Source organism: Paenibacillus silagei, assembly GCF_017874735.1.
In the GTDB taxonomy this organism is placed as follows: domain Bacteria; phylum Bacillota; class Bacilli; order Paenibacillales; family Paenibacillaceae; genus Paenibacillus_AQ; species Paenibacillus_AQ silagei.
In genome coordinates, this window is the sequence record NZ_JAGGLV010000002.1 from 254620 (window position 1) to 271389 (window position 16770).

The 16770-nt window shown below is 52.9% G+C and carries 12 protein-coding genes; 2 read left to right on the top strand and 10 right to left on the bottom strand.

All coding sequences use genetic code 11. The features are described from left to right. Positions 1–259: 259 nt before the first annotated feature. The gene (locus tag J2Z70_RS04485; RefSeq protein ID WP_036732967.1) at positions 260–625 is read right to left on the bottom strand and encodes a VOC family protein; all 366 of its coding nucleotides are present in this window, start codon (positions 623–625) and stop codon (positions 260–262) included. Between the two features lie 105 nt (positions 626–730). Further along, on the bottom strand, positions 731–1549 hold the full coding sequence (locus J2Z70_RS04490; RefSeq protein ID WP_209869858.1) for a helix-turn-helix domain-containing protein: 819 nt from the start codon (positions 1547–1549) through the stop codon (positions 731–733). A gap of 280 nt (positions 1550–1829) precedes the next feature. Here J2Z70_RS04490 and J2Z70_RS04495 point away from each other — a divergent pair, with 280 nt between their 5' ends. Beyond that, positions 1830–2693: a class I SAM-dependent methyltransferase gene (locus tag J2Z70_RS04495; protein ID WP_209869861.1), complete on the top strand. Its 864-nt coding sequence runs from the start codon at positions 1830–1832 to the stop codon at positions 2691–2693. A 3-nt stretch (positions 2694–2696) separates the two neighbouring features. Continuing rightward, a complete protein-coding gene (locus J2Z70_RS04500; RefSeq protein ID WP_036732959.1) occupies positions 2697–3443 on the top strand; it encodes an RluA family pseudouridine synthase in 747 nt (248 codons plus the stop codon). Between the two features lie 415 nt (positions 3444–3858). On the opposite strand, the gene J2Z70_RS04505 is transcribed toward J2Z70_RS04500, so the two are convergent. The 8 genes from J2Z70_RS04505 to J2Z70_RS04540 all read right to left on the bottom strand — a co-directional run bounded on the left by J2Z70_RS04505 (position 3859) and on the right by J2Z70_RS04540 (position 15706). Beyond that, positions 3859–4302 (bottom strand): MarR family winged helix-turn-helix transcriptional regulator, encoded by a 444-nt coding sequence (locus tag J2Z70_RS04505; RefSeq protein ID WP_036732955.1) that lies wholly within the window; start codon positions 4300–4302, stop codon positions 3859–3861. 178 nt (positions 4303–4480) lie between these two features. Beyond that, complete coding sequence (gene gyrA, locus J2Z70_RS04510; protein ID WP_036732953.1) at positions 4481–6922, bottom strand: DNA gyrase subunit A; 2442 nt, start codon at positions 6920–6922, stop codon at positions 4481–4483. A 386-nt stretch (positions 6923–7308) separates the two neighbouring features. After that, entirely contained in the window at positions 7309–9291 is a 1983-nt protein-coding gene (parE, locus tag J2Z70_RS04515) for a DNA topoisomerase IV subunit B (RefSeq protein WP_036732950.1), read from the bottom strand. A 73-nt stretch (positions 9292–9364) separates the two neighbouring features. After that, positions 9365–10354, bottom strand: a complete 990-nt coding sequence (locus J2Z70_RS04520; protein WP_036732948.1) for an ABC transporter permease — start codon at positions 10352–10354, stop codon at positions 9365–9367. Further along, positions 10347–11330, bottom strand: a complete 984-nt coding sequence (locus J2Z70_RS04525; protein ID WP_209869863.1) for an ABC transporter ATP-binding protein — start codon at positions 11328–11330, stop codon at positions 10347–10349. Before J2Z70_RS04525 ends, J2Z70_RS04520 begins: the two co-directional genes overlap by 8 nt. Before the next feature lie 51 nt (positions 11331–11381). After that, positions 11382–12302, bottom strand: a complete 921-nt coding sequence (locus J2Z70_RS04530; protein ID WP_209869864.1) for a GDSL-type esterase/lipase family protein — start codon at positions 12300–12302, stop codon at positions 11382–11384. Positions 12303–12713: 411 nt separating this feature from the next. Continuing rightward, positions 12714–13496, bottom strand: a complete 783-nt coding sequence (locus J2Z70_RS04535; protein ID WP_209869866.1) for a CAP domain-containing protein — start codon at positions 13494–13496, stop codon at positions 12714–12716. A 248-nt stretch (positions 13497–13744) separates the two neighbouring features. Then, complete coding sequence (locus J2Z70_RS04540; RefSeq protein WP_209869868.1) at positions 13745–15706, bottom strand: WG repeat-containing protein; 1962 nt, start codon at positions 15704–15706, stop codon at positions 13745–13747. Positions 15707–16770 lie beyond the last annotated feature (1064 nt).

The following is a 16770-nucleotide window of genomic DNA, read 5'->3' on the forward strand; positions in this document are numbered from 1 at the left end:
CTTTTATCCTCCCAGGGTCCAAATGAAATGTATTCTCTATAGTCCGGTCCCTTAAGCAGACCGCATCTTGCTTACCTTAATACTGTGTTAATCTTATTCTATTTGATAATGATTATCATTGTCAATATTAAAAAAAGTGATTCTGCTCTTAGCCTGGCCATCCTTGCCGTATAACACAAACAGCGCCAGTCCAGGACATAACTGCTGCCCGGAGCTGACGCTGCTCAGTATTACTATTATCATATGATGTGTGGAACGATTAATATCCGCCTTCCAGCAAGGTAATTGCGTTGCCGTCGGGATCACGGAAATTCATCTCTTTACCGCCGTACTCCATGGTTGCCGGAGGCTGGCAATCCAGTCCTTTCGCCTTCAACTGCTCATACGTTTCGTCCAGACTGCCGCAGGAGAATACCAGATTAACGGTGCCGGTGGTAAGATTCTCCCACTTGTCTGCGTTCCATATAATGATGCCGGGCTGGCTGGCGTCTATCGCAATTTTGGCCCCGCCAGCTTCTCCATAGCCCTCGAATGGAACCGGAATACCCAGTACCTCCGAATAGAATGCTACCAGAGCTACGGGGTCTTTACTGTACAGGTTGATGCCGTCAAAAGCTGTAATCATAGTGATATCCTTCCCTTCATTGCTTGTATTGTGATCGGGCTGGTGTCAGCCGTTCTATCCTCATTGTACTTCTGCCTGTATGGCTTGTATTGCAAAAAAACGACATCAGCGCCGGGCATGACTCAGCGCATCCAGCGGAGTTCTGCCTGCGAACTTCTTGAAATTGTTGATCAAATGCGACTGGTGGCTGTACCCGTAGGTGAACACCATATCCTGCATTACGCCCTTCGTCTGGGAGGAACGGTACAGGTCACGCCAGACATTCTGGAAACGGATAAGATCGGCGACCTTTTTGGGCGGAAGGCCGATATGCTGCCGGAACAGCCGTTCAAGCTGGCGGCTGCTTAAGCCCGAGCTGCTCTCCAGCGCCCCTGCCGTCATGATCCCGCGTGATGTAAGCAGCCTGTGGACCGCGTTCATCATCCCGTCACTGCTGCGGTTTCCCCGTTCCAATCTCCGCAAAAGGAAAGCTTCAGCAGCAGCGATGCGCTCAGTCATTGTACGGATATGCTGGAGCCTGTCTCCCAGCTCCTTACGGAAGGTTCTGAAATAATACTCTACCGGAACATGCACATTCAATACCTCCGTCAGCGGCTCGTCTGCGAACAAATGAACGGACCAGAAGTGAAACCGGATGGCGAAACGCTCTGTCGTAACAGACTGTGCTGCTTGTCCTGCCTCAAACGGAGTGTCGTTAATCCCGCAAAAAATCCCGCCGGACTCCCCTGTCCGCTCATCCCATTCCCATATGATGTCCATGCAGCTATCAGGTATGATAGTCTCCGTCTGCTGCGGCAGCCGGGGCTGTGCTCCTGATCCCCAGTAGCAGCGGATATACGGCTGAAGCAGCCTGCCCGGCAGATACTCGCCGCCCCCGGCCGGATTGGCCGTTATCGGATGATACAGCGCCGAAAGATTATACATCCCAGTGCAGCCTCCTTCCTTTGCTGTAACCTTGTATTCAGATCATACACAATCCCTGTACGAAGCGCCAGAACACCCGCTTTTCAATTGGCTAAGTCCCCTGCTTACCGAATGATTATGTTGCAAAATGATCTGCCCTGCTTTTCCTGGTAATATTATACGCCTCTTGCTTGTTGGCTACACTGGGAATAGTCGCAGCTTTGCAACCATTTTGTTTGTAGCTGCAGGCTTAAATGTTGTACAATAAAGGCTAAATGACTTTTTGAAGGATGGATTAATAATGTATATAGCCAGTGATTGGAAAGACTATGAAGTGATCGATACCGGGGGCGGGGAGAAGCTCGAACGCTGGGGCGATATTATCCTGCGCCGGCCGGACCCGCAGATCATCTGGCCGCTGGCCAGCGAGAGCGCCAAGTGGCGGGATGTGCACGGACATTATCACCGCAGCTCCGCCGGTGGCGGGCAGTGGGAGATGAAGAAGACCATACCGGAGGACTGGAAAATCAGCTACGGCAAGCTGAAGTTCCACCTCCGCCCGACGAACTTCAAGCACACCGGGCTGTTCCCGGAGCAGGCGGCCAACTGGCGCTGGATGATGGACAAGATCGCAGCGGCTAACCGGCCTATCTCCGTCCTCAACCTGTTCGCTTATACCGGCGGAGCCACTGTTGCGGCAGCAAGTGCAGGAGCCTCCGTCGTGCATGTCGATGCAGCCAAGGGGATGGTTCAATGGGCCAAGGAGAATGTAGCCCTGTCCGGTCTTGCCGACAAGCCGCTCCGCTTCATTACCGATGATGTATTCAAGTTCGTCCAGCGCGAACAGCGCCGCGGCAGCAAATATGATGCTATTATTATGGACCCGCCGTCTTATGGAAGAGGGCCGGGCGGAGAAATGTGGAAGCTCGAATCCAGTCTTTATCCGTTCTTGGAGAGCTGCATGGAGATTATGAGCGACCGTCCGTTATTCATGCTGATTAACTCCTATACGACCGGCATCTCGCCAACCGTACTGCGCAATATGCTGTCAATGACGATGGGCAAGCGCTATGGCGGCAAGCTGAATTCCGGTGAGATCGGCTTGCCGATTACAGCCTCCGGCATGAATCTGCCTTGCGGGATTCTGGGCCGCTGGGAGGCGTAAGCCATGACCGGAACGAATAACGGCGCAGCAGGAGAATCCGGCAGCAGCCCCTCCCGGTTCGAGATTCTATATGAGGACAACCATCTGCTCGGCATTGTGAAGCCTGTGAACATTCCCGTTCAAGAGGATGCTACAGGCGACCCGGATTTGCTGACCCTGCTGAAGGAAGATGTGAAGGAACGCTACGCGAAGCCGGGCAACGTCTTCATGGGCCTGGTTCACCGGCTGGACCGGCCTGTAGGCGGTGCGATGATCTTCGCCAAGACCTCGAAGGCAGCCTCCCGGCTATCCGAGAGTGTGCGCACCCACGCCTTCCAGAAGGTCTATCTGACAGTGGTGCATGGTCAGCTTCCAGGCGCAGAGGCCCGGCTGGAGCATACGCTGCTTAAGGACCCTAAGAGCAATACCGTCCAGGCTGTCCGTGAGGGAACGCCGGGCGGCAAGCAAGCCATCCTTGATTATACCGTGATTGGTACGGCAGAAGGCTATTCGCTGGTGAGGATTGACCTGCTGACCGGCCGCTCCCACCAGATCCGCGTCCAGCTCAGCGACGTTGGCTGTCCGCTATATGGAGATCAGAAGTACGGCGCGGCCGTGAACAGACCGGGACAGCAGATTGCATTATGGTCTGCACTAACCCGGTTCCCGCATCCGGTGACCAAAGAAGAAGTCGAGCTGCTCTCCCTGCCTCCCCGTTCCTATCCCTGGAATCTTTGGACTCCGCAAATGCAAAAGCAGGCTATCCTTTAACGGACAGCCTGCTTTTTTTGAAATATAAGCATTCATATGTTTCACTCAATAACTTATTCTTCTATTTCCCGCTGTAACAGTGCCGTCCAAACAAGGATAGCACGACAGGAGTGGCGATAGATAGGCTTAAGTGTATTTTATACAACTAAAACATCTGAAATATAACCGATCACCCGTATAGTTGTATTTCATACATTTAAATAGTCAATAATTTTGATTCTTCCCTTTTTGGACAGGTTTTAGTTGTAGAGAATACAGTTATACGATGAAAATATGCTTTTTCGCTGTATTTAAGTGTACATTCTACAACTATCCCAGTGTCTCACTTGCAACTGAACGCTTTCAATTGCTGCATTGGATTGGATAGTTAACCTGCTTCGACTTGTTTAGTTCTGATGCTCTAAGTAGCAGGTGCTTATACGGACTGTACCGAAGCTGCGTCATCCACGGCCGGGGCAACCGCCATCTTGCCCATGAGGTAGAGCAGCAGCTGCTGATTATGGGAGGAAATGGGGTCCAGCGCTTCTGCAAAAAAATCACTGCGGACCTTCAGTCCGCGCAGCGTCTCCCGCTGGCCTGTCTCGGTGATGCTCACCCAGACAATTCTGCGGTCTGAGGCATCGCGTTCACGGACAATCAGATTATGCTTCTCCATCCGGTCAAGCAGCATCGTTACGGCCGCCGGGCTGGTTGCCAGATGAGGGGCCAAATCAGAAGGCTTCATCGCATCACGCTCCTGCAGCAATTCCAGTACGGTAAGCTGGGCATCAGTCAGTGTAGGGGCAAGCTTGCTGTCCATATGTAGCTTATAGTCCTTTAATATCTTATGCCAGATTTTACTGAATTCAGTGGAGTGCACACTTATTCCTTCCTTTCCTGCGGATCTCTATAAGGTATATTTACTTTTTCGCCAGAAAAATTCCAAATCCTTCAAGGCCAAAAAATAAAATCATATCTGCAATTATTCCCCCCCAAATTAAAAGCGCGGGCAGCCCGTTACCCTGAGCTGCCCGCGCCGTTCCATGCGGTATTATATTTTACTTGACTGCCTGAAAAAGAATGGCGATCTCGTCCTTCTTCTCGACAGCAACCAGCTGCTTGCCTGTAGAACGGCGTTCAGCAATCGGTGCCGATTCGGAAGAGAAGGAATGTACCGCGCCGCTCTGGGTGATGGCGGTCACCTCCAGCGGCTCCTTGCAATAGAATGCGCCTGCCAGCCTGCTGCCGTTCGGGCGGACACGCTTGCCTTCCTTGAACTCGAAGGTTGGCATCCCTTTGCCTCCGCGGCTCTGGGAAGGATAATCCACCATCAGGGAGCGCTTGGCATAACCGATGTCGGATATCGCCAGGATCTCGCCTTCATCCTCACTGACCCAGAAGCAGGAGACCACCTCATCTCCTTCACGGAGCTGAATTCCCCTAACTCCTGTGGCCACCCGGCCCATAGGATTCACTTCATTCTCACGGAAACGGATGCTCATGCCCTCACGGGTAATCAGCACGATGTCCTTGTCACCCCTGCTGTGAGCCACTGTAATGATCTCATCGCCTTCGGCCACCTTACAGGCGGCAACGGCTCCGGAACGGCTTGTAGAGTACTCCTTGAGCTCGGTACGCTTCACTTGCCCCTTGCGTGTGATGAAGACCAGACTGGCCAGCGGGTCCTCCAGGTTGCCGACCGGCAGTACACTGACGACACTGTCTCCCTTATTCAGTCCGATCACGTTGACGATGGCCGTCCCCGGATCTTTCCATTTGAACTCTGGAATCTGATGCACAGGAAGCAGGAAGTATTGACCCTTGCGGGTGAAGACGAGCAGGCTCTCCCGGGTATTCAGATCCAGCAGCTTGACGATATGATCGCCATCCTTGACGCCTGAAGAGTGGCGCTCCCCGCCCGAACGGGTGAAGGACAGCATGCCGGTCCGCTTGATATAGCCGTCTGCAGAGAGCGCAACCAGCACATCCTCCGCATTGACCAGAACCTCCATGTTGACCTTAAGCTCCTCTACCTCGCCCTGAATCAGGGAACGGCGGTCGATTCCGTATTTGTCACGGATCTCCAGCAGCTCCTTGCGGATAACGGTAATCAGCTTCTTGTCACTGTCCAGAATCCCCTGGAGCACAGCAATCCGGGCCAGCATCTCATCCAGCTCCTTCTGCAGCGAATGAATCTCCAGATTGGTGAGACGGTAGAGCTGCAAGGTAAGGATAGAATCAGCCTGTCTTTCGCTGAAGCCGAACATCCATACCAGATTATTCTGGGCATCCTGACGGTTCTTCGATGCCTTGATGGCAGCGATCACTTCGTCCAGAATATTCAGCGCCTTGACCAGTCCCTCTAAGACATGGGCACGGTCCTCCGCCCGTTCCAGATCAAACCGGGTACGGTGAGTGACCACTTCGCGCTGATGGGCAATGTAGGCTTCAAGGATCGCTTTGAGCCCTAGCTGCTGCGGAGCCTTGTTAACGATGGCTACCATGTTGAAGTTGTAGGTGACTTGGAGGTCGGTTTTTTTGAGCAGATAGGCTAAGACGCCTTGTGCATCTGCCTCCTTCTTCAGCTCCACCACGATGCGCAGGCCCTCACGGCCGCTCTCATCGCGGACCTCGGCGATCCCTTCAATCTTTTTCTCCAGACGGATGTTCTCCATGGAGGTCACCAGGCGTGACTTCACTATCTGGAAAGGCACCTCGGTGATCACGATCTGCTGCTTCCCGCCGCGCAGATTCTCAATCTCCGTCTTGGAACGCAGATAGATACGGCCTTTGCCGCTGCGGTAAGCATCCATAATGCCGTCTCCGCCCATAATGGTTCCGCCTGTCGGGAAGTCCGGCCCCTTGATGAAGGTCATGATATCCTCAAGCGCAATGTCCGGCTTCTGCATGACCGCGATGCAGGCGTCGATGACTTCCCGCAGGTTATGCGGTGGAATCTCCGTGGCGAATCCGGCCGAGATCCCGCTCGTTCCGTTCACCAGCAGATTCGGATAACGGGAGGGAACAACCACCGGCTCCTTGGCCGTATTATCGAAGTTGTCCTTGAACAGTACGGTGCGCTTCTCAATATCGCGCATCATCTCCATGGCAATCGGAGACAGACGCGCTTCTGTGTAACGCATCGCCGCCGCCGGGTCATCATCCATGGAACCCCAGTTGCCGTGTCCGTCTACCAGCACATGCCCCATCTTCCACGGCTGTGCCATCCGCACCATCCCGTCGTAGATCGAGGAGTCCCCGTGGGGATGGTAGTTACCCATGACATCACCGACGGTTTTGGCTGACTTGCGGTATGGCTTATCCGGCGTATTGCCGGAATCGTACATGGCATACAGAATCCGGCGCTGCACGGGCTTCAGTCCGTCGCGCACATCGGGGATCGCCCGGTCCTGAATGATATATTTGGAATACCGGCCAAACCGGTCACCCACGACCTCTTCCAGAAAAGCCGGCAAAAATTGCTCTGATAAACTGCTCATATCCTCTTCACCTTCTGTTCCTCATTCTGTCCGCGTTTTTAAAGATTGATGATCTGACCGCTGCGCTCTTGCGTTATTGAATTCAAAAACCAAACAATATTTTGATAACAGGTAAGATCGTAACTGCGGTGATTTTGGACTTCCGGCCGCTGTTGTATTTAGATTTCTGATTCATAGGCCTAGCGGATGAAATCTAAATACAAAGGCGGACGCTGACGCTCCTACAGTTCCAAAATCCCCTCCGTTACTTTCCCTTGTATCAGTTTATCAAAACATAGTTCACAATCCATTGAATTCAAGAACCAGCCGCTATCGCTTAAACAGATCATCAAAAAATTAAAAACGCGGAAGGTATCGTCACTTCCCACTACTACTTACGATCTTTGTTACTCCACGATCTCCGTGAAGTCGACGTTCTCGACAATCCAGCGCTTACGCGGGTCGACCTTATCGCCCATCAGCGTGGAGACGCGGCGCTCCGCCTTGGCGGCATCCTCGATCTGCACCTGAAGCAGCGTACGCGAATCGGGATTCATCGTAGTCTCCCACAGCTGGTCCGGGTTCATCTCACCCAGTCCCTTGTACCGCTGCAGCTCGAAATTCTTCCCGAATTCCTTCAGATAATTCTGCAATTCCTCATCACTCCAGGCATAGCGGACCGTCTCCAGCTTACCCGATTTACGTGTCAGCTTATACAGCGGCGGCTGGGCGATATAGACCTTGCCGGCATCGATCAGCGGCTTCATGTAGCGGTAGAAGAAGGTCAGCAGCAGCACCTGGATATGTGCACCGTCCGTATCGGCATCGGTCATAATGATGATTTTGGAATAATTGCTGTCCTCCACGGCAAAATCAGGCCCGATTCCCGCACCGATTGCCGAAATGATCGCCTTGTATTCGTCATTCTTCAGGATATCCAGCAGCTTGGCCTTCTCGGGGTTCATCGGCTTGCCCTTCAGCGGCAGGATCGCCTGAATCTTGGAATCCCGGCCTTGCTTCGCGGAGCCACCGGCTGAATCGCCCTCGACGATGAAGATCTCGGTACGTGTAACGTCCTTGGACTGTGCAGGTGACAGCTTGCCGCCCAGGTTCGAGCTCTCACTGCGCTTCTTGCCGCTGCGGATCTCATCACGGGCCTTGCGGGCCGCTTCACGGGCCTTGGAGGCCTGAATCGATTTTTTGAGCAGACTCTGTGCAACTTGGGGATTCTCTTCCAGGAACCGCGCCATCCGCTCAGAGACGATGAAGTCCACGGCACTGCGGGCAGATGCGCTTCCGAGCTGATCCTTCGTCTGTCCGACAAACTCCACATCCGACATCTTGATGCTGATGACCGCCATCATGCCTTCGCGCAGATCATTGCCCTCCAGATTCTTATCCTTCTCCTTGAGCAGCTGCGTGCGGCGGGCGTAATCATTCAGCACACGTGTATAGGCTGTCTTGAAGCCTGTCTCGTGTGTTCCCCCGCTGCGGGTAGGAATGGAGTTGACAAAAGAAGCGATCGTCTCCGTATACCCCGCATTATACTGCAGCGCGATTTCCACCTCAATCTCGTCCTTCTCGGAGCTGAAATGAATTACATCGTGCAGTACATCCTTGCCTTCGTTAAGGAATTGCACGAACTGGCTGGCGCCGCCTTCGTAGAAGAATTCATCCTGACGCCCGCTGCGCTCGTCGCTCAGATTGATTCTAAGCCCGGAATTCAGGAAGGCGATCTCCTGTACCCGTTCTGCAAGCGTATCATAGTTGAATGAAATGCCCGCAGCGAAGACGCGAACATCCGGCTTGAAGGTAATCTTCGAACCGGTCTTATTCGTATTCCCCAGTATCTCAAGACCGGTCACTGGCTCACCGACATGTTCTTTTCCGCTTTTGTCGACCCAGTATTCAAAGCGCTGACGGTGAATCTTGCCCTCGCGGTAAATCTCCACTTCCAGCCACTCGGACAACGCATTGGTTACTGAAGCCCCGACCCCGTGCAGGCCGCCCGACTTCTTGTAGCCGGAGCCGCCGAATTTGCCGCCTGCATGCAGTATAGTGAATACCACCTGCGGCGTTGGGACTCCTGTCTTGTGCATTCCGGTCGGTATTCCGCGTCCGTTGTCAATGACGGTCACCGATCCGTCTTTACGCAGTGTAATATCAATCTTCGAGCAAAACTTGGCCAAATGCTCATCTACGGCATTATCTACTATTTCCCATACTAAATGGTGCAGACCCGAGGAACTCGTACTGCCAATATACATGCCGGGCCGTTTGCGGACCGCAACCAGACCTTCGAGCACCTGAATGTCGTCAGCATCGTATCCAGTCCGGCCTGCTTCGCCGTTCTTAGAGACTTTTGCAAACATATCGATCTGTTCGAGCATTCATGCTCCTCCTTCACTTGTCTTCCTGTCTCTCTAAAAATGCAAACAAACGTTTTCGTTCACTTTGTACATTCTAATTCAAAATATCCCGTTTCGTAAAGACGGCGAATGAAATGATTACGGCCGCAAGTCCCCAAATGCCCAAAACTGCCATCGAAAAGCCCAGTGTCATGCCCTCTATCGGCGCGGGAGTGCCCGCTAAATAAGTCGTCAGCTCCATATTGACCATAAATAAATATTTGGCCGCCGTCCATGCGGAAGCCATATTCGTCAGGATCGTTCCGGCAATCAGCGCCGCCATCATCACTACAATGCTCGCAGCCGTACTGCGGACCAGCACCGACACCATGAAGGCCAGCAGGGCCACCACGATGCTGACATACCAGATCAGCCCGCCCTGCATCAGCAGATACTTCCACTGCTCCACGGCATGAACCTTCGTCATATCCACAGTATCACCGTTTAGCTGGAAGCCTGTAAAGACTGGAACATTGAACCCCTTATAGCCAAAAGCCAGCCCCGATATCAGATAGCTGATTACGAATACGGACAGGACAATCAGCGAGACGAACATCAGCAGCGCTACCATTTTGCTGAACAGTACCTTCCAGCGTCTGACCGGGCGGGTCAGCAGCATTTTGATCGTGCCTGTCGTCCGCTCCCCGGAGACCAGGTCGGAGGCAACCGCCATGATCAGCAGCGGAATGAACAGGGAGACGGAATTATTGACAAACTCCCGGGTGAACGTTACTCCGCTCGGCTCGTTCGGATTCACATCATGGTCCAGATAATACTGCAATTGCTGGAGAAAAATCCGCCGGTACGACTTCCATTCCTCCGGAATCCGGTCGCTGCCGAGCGAATTCTGGTTATCGGTAATCTGCTGCTGGATCTCCAGCCTCCAGTCAGAGTTAAATTTGTCACGGCTGCGCTCGGCTATGCGCATTTGCGCATAGGTAAACATTGGCACCAGCACAAGCAGGATGAGCAGGATGACATAGAAACGTTTCTTTTTAATAATCTTCAGGCACTCATTTCGGATGAGCGGCAGCAGGTTAGTCAATGGCTTCACCTTCCGTTAGCTTCAAGAATAGCTGTTCCAGTGTAGGGTTGATTTTATGCACAGCCCGGACTTCCACCTCTTGTGCAACCAGCACGGCAACAATCTCCGGGATCAGCTCCTCGTCCATCGCCGTAACCAGGGAATTCACGCCCATGCCTGCGATGACCGAGTCATCCAGGGTAACCTCGTCCAGATGAAGCAGCGCGATATCCGGCCGCCCGGCCATGATGTCTCTTGCCCGCTGAAGCGGCTCCAGCTCCCACAGGACATACGGTGAGTTACGGGCAACCAATTCATCTACAGCGCCAACAGCGAGTACGCGGCCTTTGCTTATAATGGCTACCCGGTCGCACAGCAGCTGAATTTCGCTAAGCAGATGACTGGACACAAAGACCGCCAGCCCTTCGTCTGCCAGCTTACGAATGAATTCGCGCAGCTCTTTGATCCCCTTGGGGTCCAGGCCGTTGGTCGGCTCATCGAGAATCAGCAACCGGGGACGGCCGAGCAGAGCTTGGGCAATACCGAGCCGCTGGCGCATCCCCAGCGAATACGTGCTGACTTTATCCTGGATGCGCTGATCGAGCCGCACGATTTCAACGACCTCGGCAATCCGCTGCTCGTCCACTCCGGGCTGCATACGGGCGAAATGCTGCAGGTTCTCCCAGCCCGTCAGATACGTGTAGACCTCCGGATTCTCGACAATAGAGCCAACGTATTGCAGCGCTTTTTCCGGATTCCGGTTCACATTATAGCCGCAGACGGTAATCGTCCCTTCGCTCGGGCGGATCAGGTCCACCAGCATGCGGATGGTTGTGGTTTTGCCTGCTCCATTCGGACCGAGAAAGCCGAAGATTTCGCCTTTTTTCACATCAAACGTCACATCATCTATAATCCATTTGCGGCCGATTTTTTTACGGACTCCCCGGGCGGACAGGACGACCTCATCCCCCGGTGCCTCATGAATGGTTCTCGCCATCTTATTCAGCTCCTTGCCACAGTCATTTCTGTTCAAAAAAAATCATCCGATTCAACGAACTGCTTGTACAATCCGCTCGCTCATCCGCTGATAGCCGTCCCCGTTCGGGTGAAAATGATCATTTGACAGATATTTCGCCAAATGGCGGTCGAACAGGTCAAAGGTCGGGACCAGCGTCATGTTCTGATGCTTGTTGATCATATCCATCGCCGCATTATTCCACGCCGTTACCGCCTGATTACCGGGAATTAGCAGCCCCTCGATATCTCCAAAGGGATTATACAGTCCGATGTAATAGACTTGGGCCTGCGGATTCACTTCTGCAACTGTATCCAGTATGCTGCCCAGCCGTTTGGCAGCCCCAGGCAGAGCGGAGAGAAGCGATTCCGGGGTCAGATCACCTGCAGACGCGGTTGGAACCGGGGTAGTGCCTTCTACCTTATTATTGGCAGGTGCTTTCGTGCTCTGAGGTACCGTTTGCTCCGAAGGCTTCTCAGCGGCAGCTGCTTGTCCGCTGCTCCCGCCTGTGCCCAGAATATCCGAGCCCCGGAACAGGTCGTTCCCGCCGATGGAGATCAGGATGACATTCGCCTGACGCAGCGCGTACTGCACCCCTTCCTCCTGAAGCTTGCTCTGTAAAGCAGCTGTGGTCAAGCCGTTAATGCCCATATTGCCCAGCAGCTCTGCCTTTCCTCCATTGGCCGACAGGGCGTCCACGGTCCGTTTAACGAACCCTTGCCCGGAGTTGTCACCAGTCCCTTTGGCCAAAGAATCGCCAAGCGCCAGGATCTTGTATTCGTCATCTGCCGCGGCTGTCGGTGCAGCCGTCTCCTGTGGAAGGGAGGAGAGGAACTGCTCCCCCTTCGGGTTCAGGATATCTCCCACTGCATACACAAATCCTGTAATCAAAAGTAAAGTTGCCAGGATGGACACCAGGCTTACTGTCCTCCAGGTCCATTTGGAATCCTTCAATGCTATCCCTCCATCTGCCGTACTCTTCTGCCTCTTCCATCATTCACAACATTATTAACTATGTAGATAAACATAATTCTTCTTTGCACAATTTGCAAACGAAAAGGGTTTGTTTAGGTGAGTGGCGCGGCTGCGGTGATTTTGGACTTACGGCCGCTGTTGTCTCCAAATTTATTGAATGAACCGTTATACGGTTAAAATTCGGAGACAAAGGCGGACGCTATCGCTCCTACAGTTCCAAAATCCCCTCCGCCGCTTCACACCTAAACGGTGGAAGCAGTAAGAGCGGCACGATGGCGCTACGCTGATCGTGCAAGATTAATATTACTTCAATATCCTAAAAATCATAAAAACGCCCCCCGGCAATGCCGGAGGGCGGAGTTAACGTTACGTTACTTTGATTACCTTATATTATTTACCGATGAATTCCTGGACCCAGTAGTTATTATCGAAGCCAACACCGATGTAATTGAAATTCGCGCTCAGGATGTTAGCCTTATGACCCGGGCTGTTCATCCACGCCGTCATAACTTCCTGAGGGGTCTTCTGGCCCATAGCGATATTCTCACCGGCCGCCTTATACGTAATGCCGAACGCCGACATCATATCGAAAGGTGATCCGTAGGTCGGAGAAGTGTGTGAGAAATAGTTGTTCGAGCGCATGTCCGCAGCCTTCGCCGCAGCCACTTTGTTCAGGCTGTCCAGTGCGGAGACAGGGGCTAGTCCAGCTGCAGCGCGCTCTTTGTTCACCAGTGCGACTACTTGCTGTGTGTAGCTGGAGGCGTTATTGCCAACTGCAGGAACCGCAGATGGGGCCGGGGTTACCACAGGTTTTGCAGTAGCAACGGGGGCCGGGACTGGCTTAGCAGTTGCTGCCGGTGCCGCTGTAGCCACTGGTGCTGCTGTTGCAACCGGCTTAGCCGGAGCTACCGGCTGTGCTGCCGGGGCAGCTGCAGCTGGCGTTGTGTATACAAAGGTTTTAGTGACAGTGTACGTATTGCCACCCAGTACAAAGGTCTTCGTTGAATTGTTCTGTGTGAAATAGTCCATGAGCTGTGCGAAATTCATATCTGATCCGGCTGCCGCAGGGGCACCGGCTGCTGCTGCGTTTGCTTGTAATGGAAGAGAAATGCCAAGCGCCATAACAGCGGCTACGCTTCCACCTATCATTCTTCTCAAAGTCTTGCTTTTCATTCTGCCATCTCCTTAATCTTCGTTGTGGTGTATCATGGGGACAAGGGTGTCTGTCTACATATGTTACAAAGTTGTAATCTGTTCCTAGGTCATTGTAACACAAAACTATCAGCTGTGCGCTTCTAAATTCTGTCATTTTATAGATAGAAAAGGCTTGTACCCTACAGCAGCGGCAAAAGAAAACAGCATTGCCGTCCTTTTCAGGACGGCTGTGTCTATCCTATATATCGGCGATTCTATCGCTTAATTTAATGAAAAGACTGCCAGAACTCCCCTTCGGTCGAGATCAGGCCCATAATCTCAGCATACGGAATGCGGAAGGTTGGAAATCCTGCGGCGTACGGAGCAATCTCATAAGGTGCAAAATACAGGTACAGCGCCTCCGCATCCACATAAAAGGGCTGATCGGCTGTAATGCCTTTATACGTATCAGGGAAAACATAGGAATACTGCGGATCATTCGCAATCTGCTTGCCGACAATGTCACTGAGCTTCTGCACGTATTTACTGCCGGGCTTGAACAGATCGCTGAGCGTGTAGAACTTGCCGGTGCGCAGGTTGATATGCTCATAGATCCGCGTAGGCATGCCGTGCGCAGCGCCGAACGGAAAATGATAACCGCTAAGCTCCAGCACCAGCAGATTCTTGCGGAAGAAGGATACGGCGAAATCTCCCGTATAGCTGAAATCCTGCGTGCCTCCCCCCGTCCCCGCCCCGTATGGGAGCGACAGATTGCGCAGCTTGTCATTCACTGCCTTCGAGACCTCAGCAACCGCGATCCCTTCCACGACCGGATAATAGACCAGATAATCCCGGTTAGGCTTGTATTTCTTCTCCAGCACAGAGTAGGGCGGTCTGAGCGGAATGACCCCGTTTTGCCGCCAGACCTGCTTGCCTTTACGGTCATAATAGGAGGTGCGCAGATCAATATCCGCGCGGATCAGGCTGCCGCTGAAGGACAGTGATCCTGAGCCTGCGATGACCGGGGGCTGGGCGGCTTTTTTTCCGCTGGTGTCAATAAAATACGTATCCTTGGCATCATACACCGACGCGAGTCCCTGCTGATAATTGTTCACGCCCAACAGCGGGTGGGTGCTGAGAATTCTTCCGGTCAGCGCATCGGCGATGACATATCTGGAGCCTCTGTAGGGCTGATCCGCATACAGCGGGGTCCCCAGCGCCACACGGTTCTCTCCCAGCTGCTGCACCTCATAATAGACGGCGGGAATGATCATTTTCCCCTGCTTATCGATCAGACCGTAGGCGTTGCCATAATCAGCGGCTGTGTTAATCACGGCCCGGCCCTCCGAGAACGGCAGAGCTGCCGTATACTGCGGCTGGATAGCAATCATGCCGTCCGTGTGCAGATAACCGTATTTTCCATTCTCCGTCGCCTGAAAGGCCAGCAGCCCATCCCCCGGATACCCGACAAAAGGATGTTTGTACGTATGCAGCACCACGCCATGGAGATCAATCAGCGCATATTCCCCTTCGGCTATTTTGACCAGTGCAGTCCCGTTCGAGAAATCCCCGGCGTCCAGATAGACGGCTGGCAGCACCTCTTTGCCCTGGGCATCCAGGTAGCCATACAGCGAGTTTCCCCCGGTAGTATTCTGCTTGGAGAACAGCGCACGGCCTTCGTGCAGCGAATTCAGATAGTCATAGCGCGCGGACGTCACCTCTTTGCCTTTTTCATCAATAAAAGTGTAGCCCTTCGCATCCGATACCACAGCCCGCCCCTCGGAAAAAGGACCAATAAAATTATAGATCGGTTTGACCCGCTCCCGCCCGGAGCTGTCAATCAGACCGCTGACATTCCCCCGCTGCACCACTGCCAGGCCATTCTCCTGAAACTCCTCCGCATAATCATATCTCGGCTCAATCACAATCCGGCCTTCGTTGTTGATATATCCCCACAGCGTCCCGTCCTTAAGTTTAAAAGGAGCCGGATGCAGCAGCGCTGCCCGCAGGCCTCCCCCGTCATCCGGGAGCACAATGAGCGCCTCCAGGGGCTTTTTGGAGTAATCTACACGGTATAAGCCCGCCTCTGCCGGGATGGTCACGAACAGCTCCTCTTCCGCCCGGATGAAATCCTCCTCCTGCTGCGGAATACACTCATTCCAGCCGATACCGTCCCACCGCCATACCTCCGTCTGAATCAAACCGTTGTCGTTCCCTTTTCCCAGCTCGTTCAGCTTAATCCTCAGCATGTTGTCGTTCTCCTTTACAAAGGCTTTTGCCTATAGACTATGAGAGTGAGGGGGAAAGGGTGTGTCTGTGTCTAGGCGATAATAAAGCGATAAATAAAGCGTTAATTAAAACAGAAAGGCGATGTCGTAACTGCGGTGAGTTTTGGACTTCCGGCCGCTGTTGTCTCCCGATTTCCTGATTTAAACCGCTAATCGCGGTAGAAATCCAACCTAGCTTATGCTTACGATGCGAGCTTTCCTACGGAAAGCTTTCAGGCGGACGCTCCCGCTCCTCCAGTTCCAAAATCACCTCCGTTACTGCTGCCTTTCTGTGGGTAAAAACACAAACACACCCTTTTGGAGGGTGTGTACCGGGGATACAAGGGCTGCTTCGCCTGCCCTTGAAATATGAGACTAATCAACTAATCCTTCTGCTGGGCGGGCAAAGGTTTAATAAAACTTTGTAAAGGATAGAGGCCTAAGACTCTATTCAGCGGACTGGATAAATAAGTTAGTTTGCATAAGTGTCGAACCTAACCGCTGTCTGACTGCTAACTACTTGCCACTCGCTGTCCGCTGGCTGATTGTTAACTCCTTCCCCCTACTGCCTGCTGTTTGATTGCTAACTGCTTGTCTCCCACTGCCTGCTACCTGATTGCTAACTACTTGCCTCCCGCTGCCTGCTGTTTGATTGCTAACTGCTTGTCTCCCACTGCCTGCTACCTGATTGCTAACTACTTGCCACTTGCCACCTTTCGCTCCTGCCGCCCACTCCCTGCTATCTGCGCCTCTGGAACAGAATAAAACTATTAATTAGTCACTATTAGCTGCGAAATCCTGCCCAAAATGCAACATTCGGCTACGTATATCGACTTTAAACTAACATTGTTGTATGAAAGGCAGCATTTGTCCGCCCGCAAGCCAATTAGAAGAGGAAATGTTGTAATTCGTGCAGCAACTATCCCCAGTTCCCCTGTTTCAGCCAGCCAGAATTGCAATTATTGCAACATTTCACGATCATGTGATATCAGGAGCGGAAGGGAATTGGGAACTGAAGGAGCGGGAGCGTCCGGAAGCCCAAAAGC